The following is a 15,232-nucleotide window of genomic DNA, read 5'->3' as shown; positions in this document are numbered from 1 at the left end:
ATAAAAAACTATGATTTTATCAATGACCGGCTTCGGTAGAGCCGAAGGTGTATTTGAAGGAAAAAAAATAACAATAGATATTAAATCACTGAATAGCAAAAGCTTTGATTTAAATATTAAAATTCCTTTACGTTATAAAGAAAAAGAATTTGAAATCAGAAAAATTCTTAACGATAGAATTATCCGTGGAAAAGTAGATTGCTACGTCAATTTAGAGAATCTCGAAGAATCTAATGATGTAAAAATCAATAAGAGCTTAATTGATTCTTATATCAATGAGCTTAAAACTATTGCATCAGACGGACCAGATTTCGAATATCTTAAAATGGCTGTAAGACTTCCTGATGCCATTACTTCAAGACCTGATGAATTGACAGAGGGTGAATGGGAGGCATTGGCAAAAATCGTTAATGCAGCTGTTGACCGCTTTGAAGAATTCAGAAAAACTGAAGGCAGTATTCTTCATGAAGAATTAAACAGAAACGTTCAGAATATTGAAAAATATCTGGGGGAAGTGATTCCTTTTGAAGAAGAGAGAATTGTCAGTGTAAGAGAACGCTACCAAAAGACTCTTAAGGAGTTCGAAAACGTTGACGAAACGCGCTTCTATCAGGAAATGGCTTATTTTACTGAAAAACTGGATATTTCAGAAGAAAAAGTAAGACTAGCACAGCACCTTAAATATTATAAGGAAGTCATGGACAACGAAGATTTCAATGGGAAAAAACTAGGTTTTATTTCTCAGGAAATCGGAAGAGAAATCAATACGTTAGGTTCTAAAGCCAATCATTCGCAAATTCAGAAACTGGTAGTCATGATGAAAGATGATTTGGAAAAAATTAAAGAACAAACACTAAACGTGTTGTAGCTACGAGGTGCGAGATTCGAGGTCATGATTAGTCTTACGATGATGAGGAAACCCGGAGCTCGAAACCCGAAAACCCGAAACGAAAAAATATGGATAAAGTAATTATATTTTCAGCACCATCAGGGAGCGGAAAAACTACATTAGTAAAGCATGCTTTGGAAACATTTTCTGAACTGAAATTTTCAATTTCCTGCACGACAAGGCAGCCAAGAGGGAATGAGGTTCATGCAGTGGATTATCATTTTTTATCACCTGATGAATTCAGACAAAAAATTTCAGAAGACGCTTTTGTAGAATATGAAGAAGTATATACTGACAAATATTACGGTACTTTAAAATCTGAAGTAGAAAAAATCTGGAATCAGCAAAAAGTTGTTATTTTTGATGTTGATGTAAAAGGAGGTATTTCTTTAAAAAAATATTTTGGGGAAAAAGCCTTGTCAATTTTCATAGAACCACCTTCCATCGAAGAATTGGAACGAAGATTGATTTCTAGAAATACTGATGATGCAGAAACCATCAAAACCCGTGTGGCAAAAGCAGAAGAAGAAATGTCATATGCCAGCGAGTTTGATAAGATCGTGATCAATACTGATCTCGATGTAGCAAAAAAAGAAATAGAAAGTTTAATAAAAAGTTTTATCAGTAACTAATGGCTGGAAGATAGGAGCCGGAAGCTGAAAGTAACAATGTACTTTCAAAATCTGACTTCTGATTTCTAACCTCTGCCTTCTGATAATAAAAAATTGAGGTTGATATGAGTACCGAAACATTAGAAAAAGCTAAATCTGCAATTCCTGTAAAAGGATTTCTGGATATAAAAGATATAGCAATTCCTCAGGGAGAAGACCTGGTAAAGGCCATTCTTAAACTCAAAGAGGAAAAAAATGCAGTAATCCTTGCCCATTATTACCAACCGGGAGAAATTCAGGATATCGCCGACTTTCTGGGTGATTCTTTACAGTTGGCAAGACAAGCAAAAGAAACGAATGCTGACATGATTGTATTCTGCGGAGTGCATTTCATGGCGGAAGCTGCTAAAATTCTTAACCCAACTAAAAAAGTAGTTCTTCCCGATACAATGGCCGGATGCTCTTTGGCAGACGGATGTTCAGGAGAAGGATTGAGAAAAATGCGTGAGCAACATCCTAATGCTTTAATTGCTACCTACATCAACTGTAATGCAGAAACGAAAGCAGAAAGTGATATCATTGTAACAAGCTCAAATGCTGAAACAGTCATTGAAGCTCTCCCAACAGACAGACCCATCATTTTTGCTCCGGATAAAAATTTAGGAAGATATTTATCCAAAAAGACTGGTCGTGATATGATCCTTTGGGACGGAAGCTGTATTGTACACGAAGCTTTCTCAATGGAAAGAATTGCAAAACAATTGGCAGACAACCCCGATGCCAAATTAATTGCCCACCCCGAAAGTGAAGAAGCTGTATTGAAACTGGCTCACTTTATCGGTTCCACTTCTGCCCTGCTGAATTTCGTAGAAAAAGACGATTGCCAGAAATTTATCATTGCTACTGAAGAAGGAATTCTTCATGAGATGAAAAAACGTGCTCCTCATAAAGAACTGATCCCTGCATTGGTTTTTGACGAGAGCTGCAACTGTTCAGAATGTTTTTACATGAAGCGTAATACTATGGAAAAATTGTATTTATGTATGAAGTATGAACTTCCTGAAATTCTTATCGACGAAGAATTAAGATTGAGGGCATTAAAGCCAATCGAGGCTATGCTTGATCTTTCAAAAAGTATAAAATAAATAAAAAGCACTGTTTTCACAGTGCTTTTTTTCACTTATAAAAGTCAGAATAATCAGGGCCGTAGCAATCTGCGCTTACATCCACACAATTTCTGCAATTAGCAGACAATGCCCAGTAACTCCAACAACTATTAGTATACTCAGGGCCATCTCCGTAATTACCAGATGTAGGACATCCCGCACAACCCGACATTTCTTTACCTTTGATATTCTTTAATTTTGTTCGCGTCAATTTTCTCATATTTTTTTGGTTTTAGCTCATAAAAAATAATCGTCTATCCTCCGGAGAAAATTCTATTACATTGCCTCAAAGCAATAAATACTAACTCCCACGCAATTTCTTGCCCTGCAATAATCAGGTAAAGCAAAGTAGTTTTCACATGTCCCGTCATATCCGGGGCCTGGTCCGTAGTGATTTTGAGTGGGACATCCGTTACAGATAGAATTATTAGCCCCACTGATAATAGCCAGCTGAGCTCTTGATAGTTTTTTCATTTTAATTGGTTTTTATGGTTACAATTCAGGCTTTCAGGTTGAATTATTACAACATCGGAGCATAACATTTACCACCTGGCTTCAGCCAGCATCCCCATTTTCCACCTCCCATAAAACATACAAACTTTTCACCGCCACATGCATCAATTTGGTCTTGGGTTATACCTCCACTGATACTTTTCTGTTCTTCTCTGGATAATTTTTTAATTGTTTTCATAACGTTTTAATTTTTAATATTAGAAATAAAGAACACGGGTTAAAAATGTTCCCGTTTTATTTTAAATCAATAGGGACCTGAACACTCAAAACTTACCATAACCATTTCTTTACAACATTTTGGTAAAGCATCGTAGTCAGCACATGATCTTGGCTGTCCAGGGCCATAGGGTCCGGCAGGACAGTATTCATAACAAGAACCAATTCCTCCGTTGATTAACTTTAAGCTGTGTCTTTGCAATTTGCTTAATTTTTTCATGATTAAATAGTTTACAGTTAATAAGTTAAATGTAAGATTTATAAGTAGTTAATCCAAACATTTTAACAAATATCTCTCTCCTTAAAGAATTAAAATATATTTTTTCAAAGATTTGGCTATTTCAAAATAATTTGTACATTTGTTCTTTAAGAATGAATATAATAAGAAACATATCTGATATTTCTGCTCTGGAATTACCTATTTCAGGCATATCTTCTGTTTCTACATTCACAACTACAACAACTACCCCATAACGGGGTAAATTTTCACATATTATTTCGGGCACCTGTACTCTTTTTTTAAAGAGTAAACATTTCCTTTTATTCAATCTCAAATAAATAATTGATGAAAATTTTAAAATTCGGCGGAACATCAGTCGCCAACTCAAAGAACATTCTCCTTGTAGAAAACATTATAAAAAAAGAAGCTTCTCAAAACAAAGTTGTTGTTATCGTATCAGCACTGCACGGTGTCACCGACCATCTGATCAAAGCGGCAGAGTATGCTGCCGTCAAAGATGATTCTTATTTACAAGTCGTTAAAATCCTCGAAGAAAAGCACCTGCAGCTGGTAAGAGAGCTCATCCCTGTTTTGGAGCAAAGCTCATGGTTAAGCTTTGTTAAAAAACATTTTAATGATCTCGAAGATATATGCAACGGAATTTTTATTCTCGGTGAGCTTACTTCCAGAACGAAAGATAAAATAGTTTCCTACGGAGAATTTTTATCCTCTAATATCATTGCTGCACGACTTTTACATAAGGGCTTTGATTGCTTATGGATGAACGCCGCAGAGCTGATCAGAACAAACAGTGACTTTACCCATGCAAAAGTAGATGTTGATATTACTGAACAAAATATTCAGAAATATCTTAATGACCATCAGAACCAAATTATCATTGGTCCCGGGTTTATCGCTCAGGACGATAATAATAATATTACTACTTTAGGAAGAGGTGGGTCAGATTATACTGCTTCCATTATTGCTGCTGCTATTCATGCTGAAGAACTTCAGATATGGACTGATGTAAGCGGGATGATGACTGCTGATCCCCGTCTTACTTCCAATGCAAAACCAATCTCAGAAATTCTCTACCATGAAGCGATGGAGCTTTCACACTTTGGTGCAAAAGTACTGTATCCTCCTTCCATACAACCGGTTATGTCAAAAAACATTGACCTTAAGATTAAAAACACATTTGATCCGGATGCCAAAGGAACCTTGATTTCTCATTCCTTAGAAAAAACAGAAAATGAAAAAAATCACATCGCTGTGGGAATTTCAAACATGAGTCATATTGCTCTTCTCACTTTAGAGGGTAGCGGAATGGTTGGCATTCCAGGTATTTCAGCAAAATTATTTCAGGGGCTCAATCATGGAAATATTAATGTTATTCTGATTACACAAGGTTCATCTGAGCATTCTATCACTATCGCTATCCATGAAAAGGATATATCAGCTGCTGAAAAAGCAATCAACACATCTTTTGCTGATGATATTAATTTAAAAAGAATTGAACCGGTAAAAATTGAATCAGGTCTTTCCATTGTAGCCCTGGTAGGCGAAAATATGAAAAGCAGAAGTGGAGTCAGTGCTAAAATGTTTGGATGTTTAGGAAATAATGCTATTAACATCAGAACGATTGCACAGGGTTCTTCAGAAAGAAATATCAGCATTGTCATCTCAGAGAAAGATACCCGAAAAGCTATTAATATTCTTCATGAAGAGTTTTTCGAATCCGAAATCAAACAGGTACACTTATATATATGTGGAACAGGAAATGTAGGATCTAAACTTATTCAACAGATTTACGATCAGAATCAATACTTGCAGGAAAATCTTTTAATCAATCTAAGGATTGCCGGACTTTCCAACAGTCGGAAAATGCTTTTTTCAGACAGAGGAATACCGGAAGAGGAATATGCTAACTGGATTGAACTGGGACAAGAAGCCTCCGTTCAGGATTTTGCAGAAGAAATCATATCACGAAACTTAAGAAACTCAATTTTCATCGACATTACAGCCAGTGCTGAAATTCCCAGGGTTTACGAAGCGCTCCTGAAAAGAAGCATCAATATCGTAGCATGTAATAAAATCGCCGCTTCATCAGATTTTGATAATTATAAAACATTAAAGAATACTGCCAGAAACCACAACTGCAAGTTTTACTTTGAAACCAATGTCGGGGCAGGACTTCCGGTTATAGGCACCATCAATGACCTGATTAAAAGCGGGGATAAAATAACTTCTCTTGAAGCGGTACTTAGTGGAACCCTAAACTTTGTCTTTAACAATTATGATGGAAGCAGGATGTTTTCTGAAGTGGTAGCCCAGGCACAAAAAGAAGGATATACAGAACCAGATCCAAGACTTGATTTATCCGGTACAGATGTAGCCCGTAAAATTTTAATTCTTGCAAGAGAAGCAGGATATCCACTTCAGTTTGATGAAATTGAAAATGTAGGTTTTCTTCCTGAAGCTTGTATGCAGGGAAGTGTAGAGGACTTTTATGAGAAACTTACAGAATATGAAGATCATTTCAAAAAATTATGTTCTGACGCCCAGAGAGAAGGTAAAATATTAAAATATGTAGCTGAATTTAAAGAGGGAAAAGCAAAAGTTGGCCTCAGACATGTTTCTCCGGAAAGCGATCTCTTCCACCTGTACGGAAAAGACAATATTGTTATTTTTAAAACATTGAGGTATTCTGAGCAACCACTAGTTGTAAAAGGTGCCGGTGCCGGTGCAGAAGTAACTGCCAGTGGTATTTTTGCAGATATTATACGTTCAATTTAAAAACAGAAAATATGAAAAAAGTAAAATTAAGGGTTCCTGCCACTGTTGCCAATCTTGTGTGTGGTTTTGATATCCTGGGAATGGCAATCCATGAACCTTATGATGAAATGGAAATTAAATTACTTGATACTCCCGAAATCATTATAAGACACATAGATTCCTTTGGACTTCCCCAAGAGCCCTCAAAAAATGTTGCGGGAGTTGTTCTTCAAAAAATTCAGGAACATTTAAAACTGACCAAAGGATTTGAAGCCGTGATCCGCAAGCATATCAAACCGGGCAGCGGGCTCGGCTCCAGTGCGGCAAGCGCCGCCGGAGCCGCCTTCGGAGCCAATATATTATTAAAAAATATTTTATCTAAGGATGAAATCATACATTTTGCAATGTTTGGAGAAGAACTGGCTTCCGGCGTACGCCACGCAGATAATATAGCACCTTGTATATATGGAGGAATCACATTGGTAAAATCTACGCAACCTATCGACATTATCCCTCTGAATGCTCCGGATTTATTTGTAACTGCAGTGCATCCGCAGGTTGAAGTAAAAACATCAGATTCGAGACAGATTTTAAAGAAAAGTATCACACTAAAAAGTGCCGTAGAGCAATGGGGAAATATTGCCGGACTGGTAGCCGGTATACAGAAAAATGACTTTCCACTGATCGGAAGAAGCCTTAATGATGTCATCATAGAACCTATCCGAAGTATTTTAATCCCAAAATTTGACGAGGTTAAATTGAAAAGCCTCGACCTTGGTGCTCTCGGAGGTGGAATTTCGGGATCCGGGCCTTCCATTTTTATGTTGGCAGAAAAAAGGGATATTGCCGAGAAGATTGCCCACCTTATGAAATCGGTGTACGACGAAATTGGAATTGAAAGCTATACCTACGTTTCAAAAATAAACCCGACAGGAATTAAAATCATTGAAGAAGCATAAAATAACAACTGTATAAAAAAGACAATGAAATATTATAACTTAAAAGACAATCAGGAAAAAGTTGATTTCAAGACGGCAACTATTAAAGGACAAGGCAAGGATAAAGGATTGTTTTTTCCGGAAAGTATTCCACAGTTCGAAGAAGAGTTTATGAGCAATCTCCATCAGTATTCAGATCATGAGATCGCATATCAATGTATGAAAGACTTTGTCGGAGAAGAAATTCCGTCAGAAATACTCCATGAGATCATTTCAGAAACAGTCAGTTTTGAAATTCCATTAAAAAAAATCACAGATAAAATTTCCATCCTAGAGCTTTTTCACGGGCCAACACTTGCATTTAAAGATATTGGAGCAAGATTTATGAGCAGATGTCTGTCGTTCTTTTTGAATAACAATGATAAAAAAGTAACCGTTTTGGTCGCTACTTCCGGTGATACAGGAGGTGCGGTTGCCCACGGATTTTATGATCTTCCGGGAATTGATGTGGTAATACTTTATCCTAAAAACAGAGTAAGCCCCGTCCAGGAAAAGCAACTTACCGCATTAGGTAACAATATATATGCTTTAGAACTCAACGGAACTTTTGATGATTGTCAAAACCTGGTGAAACAAGCATTCTCTGACGAAGAGATTAACAACAATTTATTTCTGACTTCAGCCAATTCGATCAATATTGCAAGATGGCTTCCCCAGCAAATCTACTATCTTCTGGCAATGAAGCAATGGCAGAAATATGAACATGCAGCTCCTGTAGTTTGTGTACCCAGTGGAAATTTTGGTAATATCTGTGCCGGACTCTTAGCACATTTCAGAGGACTTCCGGCGGCACACTTTATTGCTGCATGTAACGCAAACGACATCATCCCAAACTATCTGAAAACAAACAACCTTCAACCACAAAAAGCTGTACCTACCCTATCCAACGCTATGGATGTAGGAAATCCAAGCAACTTCGTAAGAATTATGGAGCTGTTTGGGCAGCAATTTAATTCTTTACAAGATAAAATATCAGGATATTCAATTGATGATAAGAAAACCAGACAAACAATTGCGGAAATTTATAAAAAGTATAACTATATACTTGACCCACATGCTGCTGTTGCTTTTGCCTCTATGGAACAATATCTGCAGGAAAACCCGGATCAGAAAGGATTTATTTTAGGAACTGCACATCCTGTAAAATTTCCTGATGCCGTAGAAAATGCAATACAAACAGAAATCAATATTCCGGAAGCAATTACTGACCTGATGAAAAAGGAGAAAAAAACTGTAGAAATAAGTTCAGATTTTGAAGAATTAAGACGATTTTTGCTTCATAAAAATTAGAAAGAATGAGCAAAATATATCTTGAAGATGTAAAAATATATGCCTATCATGGAGTTCTGCCTGAAGAAAATATTATAGGAACCTATTATATTATAAATGCAGAACTTCATACCGATCTCTGGAAGGCTTCAGAATCTGATGACCTGAATGATACGATCAGCTATGCAGACATCAATGACATCATTCATCAGGAAATGAACATAAAATCAAAATTACTGGAGCATGTAGCAGGAAGAATGATCTCAAAAATCAATGAAAGCTTTCCTCAGGTCGATTATATTAAGCTTAAAATAACCAAAACAGCTCCGCCTATGCAGGGAGAAATGAAGGGAGCCAGCATTGAACTGGAAAAAAGCTTTAAGCCTGAAAATTAAATTCTTATTTTCGTTTCATAAAAAAACATACAAATTGAAATTCATTAAAATATTATTTTTAGTTGCATTTGTCAGTGCGTTTGGCCAGAATAATGTAGATAATCAATTGGCTGCTTATAATTTTCCAAAAATTAAGTCAAGTATTACCATGCCTGTGACCATTCCGCTTTCGGAGCTTAGCAACATGGTCAACGCATCTGTAAAAGATTTAATTTATCAGGATGACTCGTATACTGATAATAACAATGATCAGTTTAAGGTAAAAGTATGGAAAACAAGACCCATTCGCCTTGTAGGAGGAACCAGCCAAAATCTTCTGATTGAAGTTCCTTTAAAAATATGGGCAGAAAAAGGAATTGGTACTTTAGGAGTTTATACCTATCAAAATACAACTTTTGAAACGGTAATGTCTTTTAACACGACTGTAACATTTAAAAATAACTGGACAATTACCACCAATACCCAGCCCAATGGTTTCAGATGGGTAACAAAACCGGTTCTTGATTATGGAAAGATCCAAATACCTATTACTCCAATTGTAGAAAAAAGCCTGAGAGAGCAACAGCTGAAATTCTGCAAAACAATTGATCAGCAAATGGCGACTCAGCTGAACTTCCAGCAATATGCCTTAATGGCCTGGAATACCTTTCTACAGCCATTTAATATTTCGGAAGAATACAATACCTGGCTCAAGATTAGCCCTGCAGTAGTCAATATTACTCCATTAAAGTTTTATGGAAACCAAATCAATACAACTCTTGGAATTGATATTTATTCAGAAACTTTTACCGGAAATAAACCTGCGGCCTCTTTACCGGTCACCGCTGTTTCCAACTTCAACTTCTCTCCTACTGTCGCAGATAAGTTTGTGTTGCAAACTACGGCCAATATCCCTTTTACAGAGGCCAGCAATATGGCCCGAAAGACTTTTTTAAACAAAGAATTTGACATCCGCGATTCTAAAGTAAAGGTAACAGACATCAGGGTATATGGTATTGACGACAGGATTGTGATTGAAGCACAAACAGACGGTTATATCAAGGGAACTTCCATCATTTCAGGAATTCCTGTTTATGATGAAACAAAAAGAAAAATTGTTCTTTCCGATAGCAAATTCAAGTTGAAGACAACCAATATTCTGCAAAAGACAGCCTCTGTTCTATTTCAGGGAAAAATTGTAAAAATGATCGAAGAAGAATATGGAATTCCCACTCAGGAACTCGAAGAAACATCAAGAAAAAGTATTGAAGATGCTTTCAATAAAGAATATTATAAAGGATTAAAGATGAGTGGTAAAGTTTTTAATCTTAAACCCAGTAAAATTCTTTTAAGCAACACCGGAATTACTGCTGTTATAGACACCAATGCAGCCCTAAAATTATTGGTGAACGGATTTTAAAACTAACTAACTAATAACTAACATGAGAAAATATTTAGTTGTTGTAGACAGGAATAAGTCTACAAAACTGATCAGACTTGCCCATTTTTTGATTGACAAAATTGTAGTATACTTTATTATATTTGCTTTCGGAGTCATGTCATCCTTACTATTCCGATTAACAGGTAATGACTTTTTCCTGGAAATTGTACAAAAAATGGCCACCGTAGGCAGGGTTACAGATATCCTTATAACTTCCTCAATTTATTTTGTATATATATTCTTCATTGAATATTTTACTAAAGGAAGATCTCTCGGGAAATACATTACAGGAAGCAAAGTCATTGGCATTGATGGCAATGAACCTACATTCAAAGATTATTTCATCCGCAATATATGCAGATTTGTTCCTCTGGATATACTTTCTTTTTTGGGAGAAAATGGATGGCATGATACATGGAGTGAAACAAGGGTTATTAATATTAAAAATTATAATGCTGAGAAACAGGCAAAAAGCGAAATTGATGATCTTGGAAAGAAAGAAATTGCCTAAAAACTTTTGTTCATAAAGATTTTTTACTATATTTGCACACCTCAAAAATGGTAAAAATGGTACTTTGGCCGAGCGGCTAGGCAGTGGTCTGCAACACCATCTACAGCGGTTCGAATCCGCTAGGTACCTCTTCAAAAGCCTCTAAATTTTATTTAGAGGTTTTTTTATTTTCCCGTTGATAATATTGGATTTAAAAGCTCGGATAATGTAAAGGAACCAACGTTCCTTTATTCTCTAAAAAGTAGCATCGCATTTTTAATCCTAACACTATTTAATCCTTAATTCATAAGAAAACAGATGAAGCTATATCACATATGCTAAGTTGAATTTCATATTTATCGTTAAAGAGGAAAAGGATACATTTTATGCGGAATTTAACCTGTCTGAAAACAATACGATCGTATTTCTCTAAAAATTTCACACCTGAATCATGATTAATTAGCTTCTTATAAGTACTGTTTTATATGAAAAAAAAATCCTCGGAAATTCCGAGGATAAAAACTAATAACCATGAAAACTCAAATTAAACATGAGTTGCATATGTACATTGAAAAATCGTGCCAGAATCGCAATTTTGAAAAAAATATTTTTAAATATATTTTCAAAGCAATAAATGACACTTTTAACTATTTATCTTCTTTTTTTTGACATTATTGTAAATTTCATATTATTATTTACAACAATTCCAAACAAATATAATCCATAAACATATTCAATACAAATATAGTAATACAAAAATAGTAAAAAAATAATTCATTATTTTCTTACAAAAAAAACATAATTAAATATTTTTACAAACAATCGGTATTTAAAAATAAAAAAAACGACACAAATTATTCTAAATTTAATAGAATCAATAAATTTTATGTCATGAAAAATTTTTTTTCCCGAAAAGTAGATTTTGTAAAAAGCAAATATCAAATCTGGCCTGAAATTAGTGAAATTGGAGATGCGCAAAGTCTTATTATTGAAAAAAGAAGAGTATGAAATGATTAAAACCTCAAGACAAAAGTTGAACAATCTAAGCTTTGTAACCTGAGATCACCCTTTTGATATTTTTTAATAATAAAAAGCCCCCAATGTTGGAGGCCTCAAAAAACACAAATGATGAAAAAAAAATTTTATATTCAGAAATAAAAATTAATCGTTTAATCTTATCTCAAAATTAGATCCACTTTTCTTTTTATTTTATGATTTCACTCATAAAATATTCCCTTAATATTCTCTTTCCTTTTAGCATTGAGTGCTTTAATAAAAAAAAATGATCTGTATTTTCTTTGAGGCAACCTCTATATTATTGCAATACAAATTATTAACTAAAATATTATATTATTTTTATCAATAAAAATATATTCAAACACAATTAGCATTAATAATCCCATAATATAAGAAAAAATTACATAAGAAGCTATGATCGAAGTTATGTTTTTACAGTAGATAATGTTATAGTTTTACAAACAACTTAATTCAAAAAAACGTGATAAAATTTTCTATACTTATAGCCAACTATAATAATGGAAAGTATTTTAAGGACTGTTATAACTCTTTGATCAGTCAGACTTATGAAAACTGGGAAGTTATTATTGTAGATGATGCCTCTACAGACAATTCGATAAAGACTATAAAATCGTTGATTAAAGATGATTCTCGATTTAGATTATACAGCAACTCGAAAAATCAAGGGTGTGGATTCACCAAAAGAGAATGCATGAAATATGCTGAAGGTGAGTTATGTGCCTACCTTGATCCGGATGATGCCCTTTATCCGGAAGCACTCGAAAAAACAATTAGAGAATTCGTGAATGATGATAAAATTGTTGCTGCCTATTCTCAAATGATGCTCTGTAATCACGACCTCACAGCAGACAAAGTATTTGCCGGAACCAAACAGATTTACAACAACCGCTACTTTTTTAATTGCCCCACTCAGTTTGCTCATTTTTTTATATTTAAAAAAGAGATTTACTTAAAAACCTCCGGAATCAACCCCAAGTTAAAAAGCGCTGTAGATCAGGACCTTTACTTGAAAATACTTGAATATGGAGAGGTAAAATACATCAGAGAGCCACTTTATCTGTATCGTCTTCATTCCAATGGAATATCACAACAAGGTTCCAAAAAAAGCGCAAAAGAATCATTTGCAAAAGTAATTCATGATACGATGAAAAGGAGAGGCATCAAAAAAATAAACAATCAAGACGTTCCGGAAACGTACACTAATTCCCGGGAAATTTACGAATTGTTGGATTATCAGACCAACAAAGTACATCGCCTCATCAATAAAATAAAAATCAGCTTAAATTTATAAAGATAAAAACTCCTCAATTCCTGAGGAGTTTTTTAGTCATCAGGTAGATAAGGTGTAGGGAATAAAAGGTTTTGATTTCAATTATAAACATCATCATTTCAGAATACGGCATTTGTCCTTTTCATTTTATAATGAGAATCATTATCTCATTAAAAATAAAAGGCCTCCATTCGGAGGCCTAAAAAACACAAATGATGAAAAAAATCTATTTAGAAAAATCCAAACAGAATATTGTAAATCGCTTATTAGTATTTTCTCCTGTTATACTTTTTCCAATAAGGAAAATCATAGGTATAACACCAAAATCCGGATTTATCATTTATTTTTCTAAGGATACAATAGCATCCGGAAATAATAAGCATTGATAGCCCAAACAAAATAATCAACTCCAAAATTAATGAATCATCAATAATTTCTATTACCATACAGTTTTCTTTAGTTTTTATAATTAAAATTCAACTCCATTCATTAAACTTAATATGAAAAACCATTGCTAACTGTACATTGATTAAAAAATCCTCATTACGAGGATTTGTAAATGTAGTCAAATATTTTGTTTTTCACAAAGTTATTCTTCCCAGATAATAGGAATATATACCGTTACATACCCATCAGCATCTACGGTTGCATCAGAAACGGTAGCTACTACCGATCCATAACCAACCCAACCTCCTTGTCCCTGCATTGCAGAAAACGTGTATGTACCTGCAGGAAGACCTTCATAATATTGAGGTACCGATTGAAAACCGCCACCATAATAAGTTTCATAGATATCTCCCGTACTTGCACTTTCAGCAATAAAACTGCCTACATCATAATTACCTGAAAGAATCTTAGTTCCATTCTGTGACAAAAGTCCATAACGAATTTTGTACGTTTGCTCCTTTGTTTCTTTATCAGATACTTCTGAACGTTCTTTTAACTCAGTTTTCATTATATCTTTAGAAGAAAATGAAGTGGTAATAGTCAGTAGCCCGATGAAAGCCGATACTGTAAAAATTGATTTTTTCATAAGTAAAGTAATTTGGTATATCAAAAGTACGGAACTTATATGAATTCAATGAAAATTATTAATTAACTAAAATTTACAAATAGTAAAATCAAAAATTCCCCGGCAAAACCGGGGAACTATGATGAATCTCGTTTAGAAGATTAATTTTCATAATATGAAAACTTCCTGAATAATGCACAAACATTATGCCTAAATCTTTGATTTATATTTTTTTTCATGAATTTGATCCCATGTTTGAGGGAAAGTTTTACCTCATCTTACAACTTTAACACTTCTTAACTAAAATTTGGCTTCATAATTGAAAATAAAAATAAAACTAAAGTCGTTTTGGCTTAAGCTTATTAAAATTTGAATTATGAAAAAGATAGTATTAGCAGGTTTCTTATCTGTTTTTTTGATAACAGCCTGTAAAAAAGATGACAGAACCGCCGAGAAGTCTCTCGAGGCACAAAAGCTTGAATTTCAGGCCAGACAACTTGAAATAGAAAAACAGAAACTGGCTATTGAAAAAGAAAAACTGGTCTATGAAGCTCAGAAAAAAGTAGATAGTATTTCAGAGAGTAAAAAAGCAAAAGCTACCAGTGCGAATAATTCAAAACCACAGATCATAAGAGAAACAAGAACTGTATACAGAGACCGACAATCAAACTCCAATTCCGGAGGAAATAGTAACGGTGGCTATGCAGACAATGGAAGTGGAACATCACAAGGTACTACTAAGAAAAAAGGAATGAGCAAAGCTGCAAAAGGAACCATTATCGGAACCGTTGGTGGTGCAGCTGTTGGTGCCATTGTTGCCAAGAACAACAGAGGGCTTGGAGCTGTAATTGGTGGTGTAGTCGGTGGTGCTACAGGATATGCCATAGGGAGATCAGGAGACAGAAAAGACGGAAGAGTTCAACCCCGCAGATAAATATTTTCAAGATAAC

The 15,232-nt window shown here is 34.7% G+C and carries 16 protein-coding genes and 1 tRNA gene; 12 read left to right on the top strand and 5 right to left on the bottom strand.

What is annotated here, in order from left to right:
- The first annotated feature begins 10 nt into the window (after positions 1-10).
- From C1631_RS09205 to nadA, 3 genes are all read left to right on the top strand, one after another.
- Positions 11-868, top strand: a complete 858-nt coding sequence (locus C1631_RS09205; protein WP_103248995.1) for a YicC family protein — start codon at positions 11-13, stop codon at positions 866-868.
- An 89-nt stretch (positions 869-957) separates the two neighbouring features.
- Positions 958-1,521 carry a guanylate kinase gene (gmk, locus tag C1631_RS09200; RefSeq protein ID WP_109711807.1) on the top strand — a complete coding sequence of 188 codons (564 nt, stop codon included), beginning with the start codon at positions 958-960 and terminating at the stop codon, positions 1,519-1,521.
- A 104-nt stretch (positions 1,522-1,625) separates the two neighbouring features.
- A complete protein-coding gene (gene nadA / locus C1631_RS09195; RefSeq protein WP_109711805.1) occupies positions 1,626-2,645 on the top strand; it encodes a quinolinate synthase NadA in 1,020 nt (339 codons plus the stop codon).
- Between the two features lie 31 nt (positions 2,646-2,676).
- Here nadA and C1631_RS09190 read toward each other — a convergent pair whose 3' ends face one another.
- The 4 genes from C1631_RS09190 to C1631_RS09185 all read right to left on the bottom strand — a co-directional run bounded on the left by C1631_RS09190 (position 2,677) and on the right by C1631_RS09185 (position 3,615).
- Positions 2,677-2,886 carry a hypothetical protein gene (locus C1631_RS09190; protein ID WP_109711803.1) on the bottom strand — a complete coding sequence of 70 codons (210 nt, stop codon included), beginning with the start codon at positions 2,884-2,886 and terminating at the stop codon, positions 2,677-2,679.
- A 56-nt stretch (positions 2,887-2,942) separates the two neighbouring features.
- On the bottom strand, positions 2,943-3,140 hold the full coding sequence (locus tag C1631_RS23850; protein ID WP_123966632.1) for a hypothetical protein: 198 nt from the start codon (positions 3,138-3,140) through the stop codon (positions 2,943-2,945).
- A 46-nt stretch (positions 3,141-3,186) separates the two neighbouring features.
- Complete coding sequence (locus C1631_RS24005) at positions 3,187-3,357, bottom strand: bacteriocin-like protein (RefSeq protein ID WP_165828265.1); 171 nt, start codon at positions 3,355-3,357, stop codon at positions 3,187-3,189.
- 66 nt (positions 3,358-3,423) lie between these two features.
- Positions 3,424-3,615, bottom strand: coding sequence for a hypothetical protein (locus C1631_RS09185; protein WP_103248992.1), 192 nt, complete (start codon positions 3,613-3,615; stop codon positions 3,424-3,426).
- Between the two features lie 345 nt (positions 3,616-3,960).
- Between C1631_RS09185 and thrA the strand changes: the two genes are divergently transcribed.
- From thrA to C1631_RS09140, 8 genes are all read left to right on the top strand, one after another.
- The gene (thrA, locus tag C1631_RS09175; RefSeq protein ID WP_109711801.1) at positions 3,961-6,411 is read left to right on the top strand and encodes a bifunctional aspartate kinase/homoserine dehydrogenase I; all 2,451 of its coding nucleotides are present in this window, start codon (positions 3,961-3,963) and stop codon (positions 6,409-6,411) included.
- An 11-nt stretch (positions 6,412-6,422) separates the two neighbouring features.
- Positions 6,423-7,349, top strand: coding sequence for a homoserine kinase (locus tag C1631_RS09170; RefSeq protein ID WP_109711799.1), 927 nt, complete (start codon positions 6,423-6,425; stop codon positions 7,347-7,349).
- A gap of 24 nt (positions 7,350-7,373) precedes the next feature.
- Positions 7,374-8,678, top strand: a complete 1,305-nt coding sequence (gene thrC, locus C1631_RS09165; protein WP_109711797.1) for a threonine synthase — start codon at positions 7,374-7,376, stop codon at positions 8,676-8,678.
- A 5-nt stretch (positions 8,679-8,683) separates the two neighbouring features.
- Entirely contained in the window at positions 8,684-9,052 is a 369-nt protein-coding gene (gene folB, locus C1631_RS09160) for a dihydroneopterin aldolase (RefSeq protein ID WP_103248734.1), read from the top strand.
- Between the two features lie 34 nt (positions 9,053-9,086).
- Positions 9,087-10,451 carry a DUF4403 family protein gene (locus tag C1631_RS09155; RefSeq protein ID WP_109712344.1) on the top strand — a complete coding sequence of 455 codons (1,365 nt, stop codon included), beginning with the start codon at positions 9,087-9,089 and terminating at the stop codon, positions 10,449-10,451.
- Between the two features lie 22 nt (positions 10,452-10,473).
- A complete protein-coding gene (locus C1631_RS09150; RefSeq protein ID WP_109711795.1) occupies positions 10,474-10,983 on the top strand; it encodes an RDD family protein in 510 nt (169 codons plus the stop codon).
- A gap of 58 nt (positions 10,984-11,041) precedes the next feature.
- A tRNA-Cys gene (locus C1631_RS09145) sits at positions 11,042-11,112 on the top strand.
- Between the two features lie 1,348 nt (positions 11,113-12,460).
- Entirely contained in the window at positions 12,461-13,291 is an 831-nt protein-coding gene (locus C1631_RS09140; RefSeq protein WP_109711793.1) for a glycosyltransferase family 2 protein, read from the top strand.
- A 568-nt stretch (positions 13,292-13,859) separates the two neighbouring features.
- Here the strand turns inward: C1631_RS09140 and C1631_RS09135 are convergent.
- Positions 13,860-14,303, bottom strand: coding sequence for a hypothetical protein (locus C1631_RS09135; RefSeq protein WP_109711791.1), 444 nt, complete (start codon positions 14,301-14,303; stop codon positions 13,860-13,862).
- 355 nt (positions 14,304-14,658) lie between these two features.
- Here C1631_RS09135 and C1631_RS09130 point away from each other — a divergent pair, with 355 nt between their 5' ends.
- Entirely contained in the window at positions 14,659-15,216 is a 558-nt protein-coding gene (locus C1631_RS09130) for a YMGG-like glycine zipper-containing protein (protein ID WP_103249728.1), read from the top strand.
- Positions 15,217-15,232: the final 16 nt, after the last annotated feature.

Origin of the sequence: Chryseobacterium phosphatilyticum (assembly GCF_002899825.2) — a bacterium.
GTDB classification, from domain to species: Bacteria; Bacteroidota; Bacteroidia; order Flavobacteriales; family Weeksellaceae; genus Chryseobacterium; species Chryseobacterium phosphatilyticum.
Note: the sequence above shows the minus strand (reverse complement) of the source record. Positions and strands in the feature narration are given on the sequence as shown.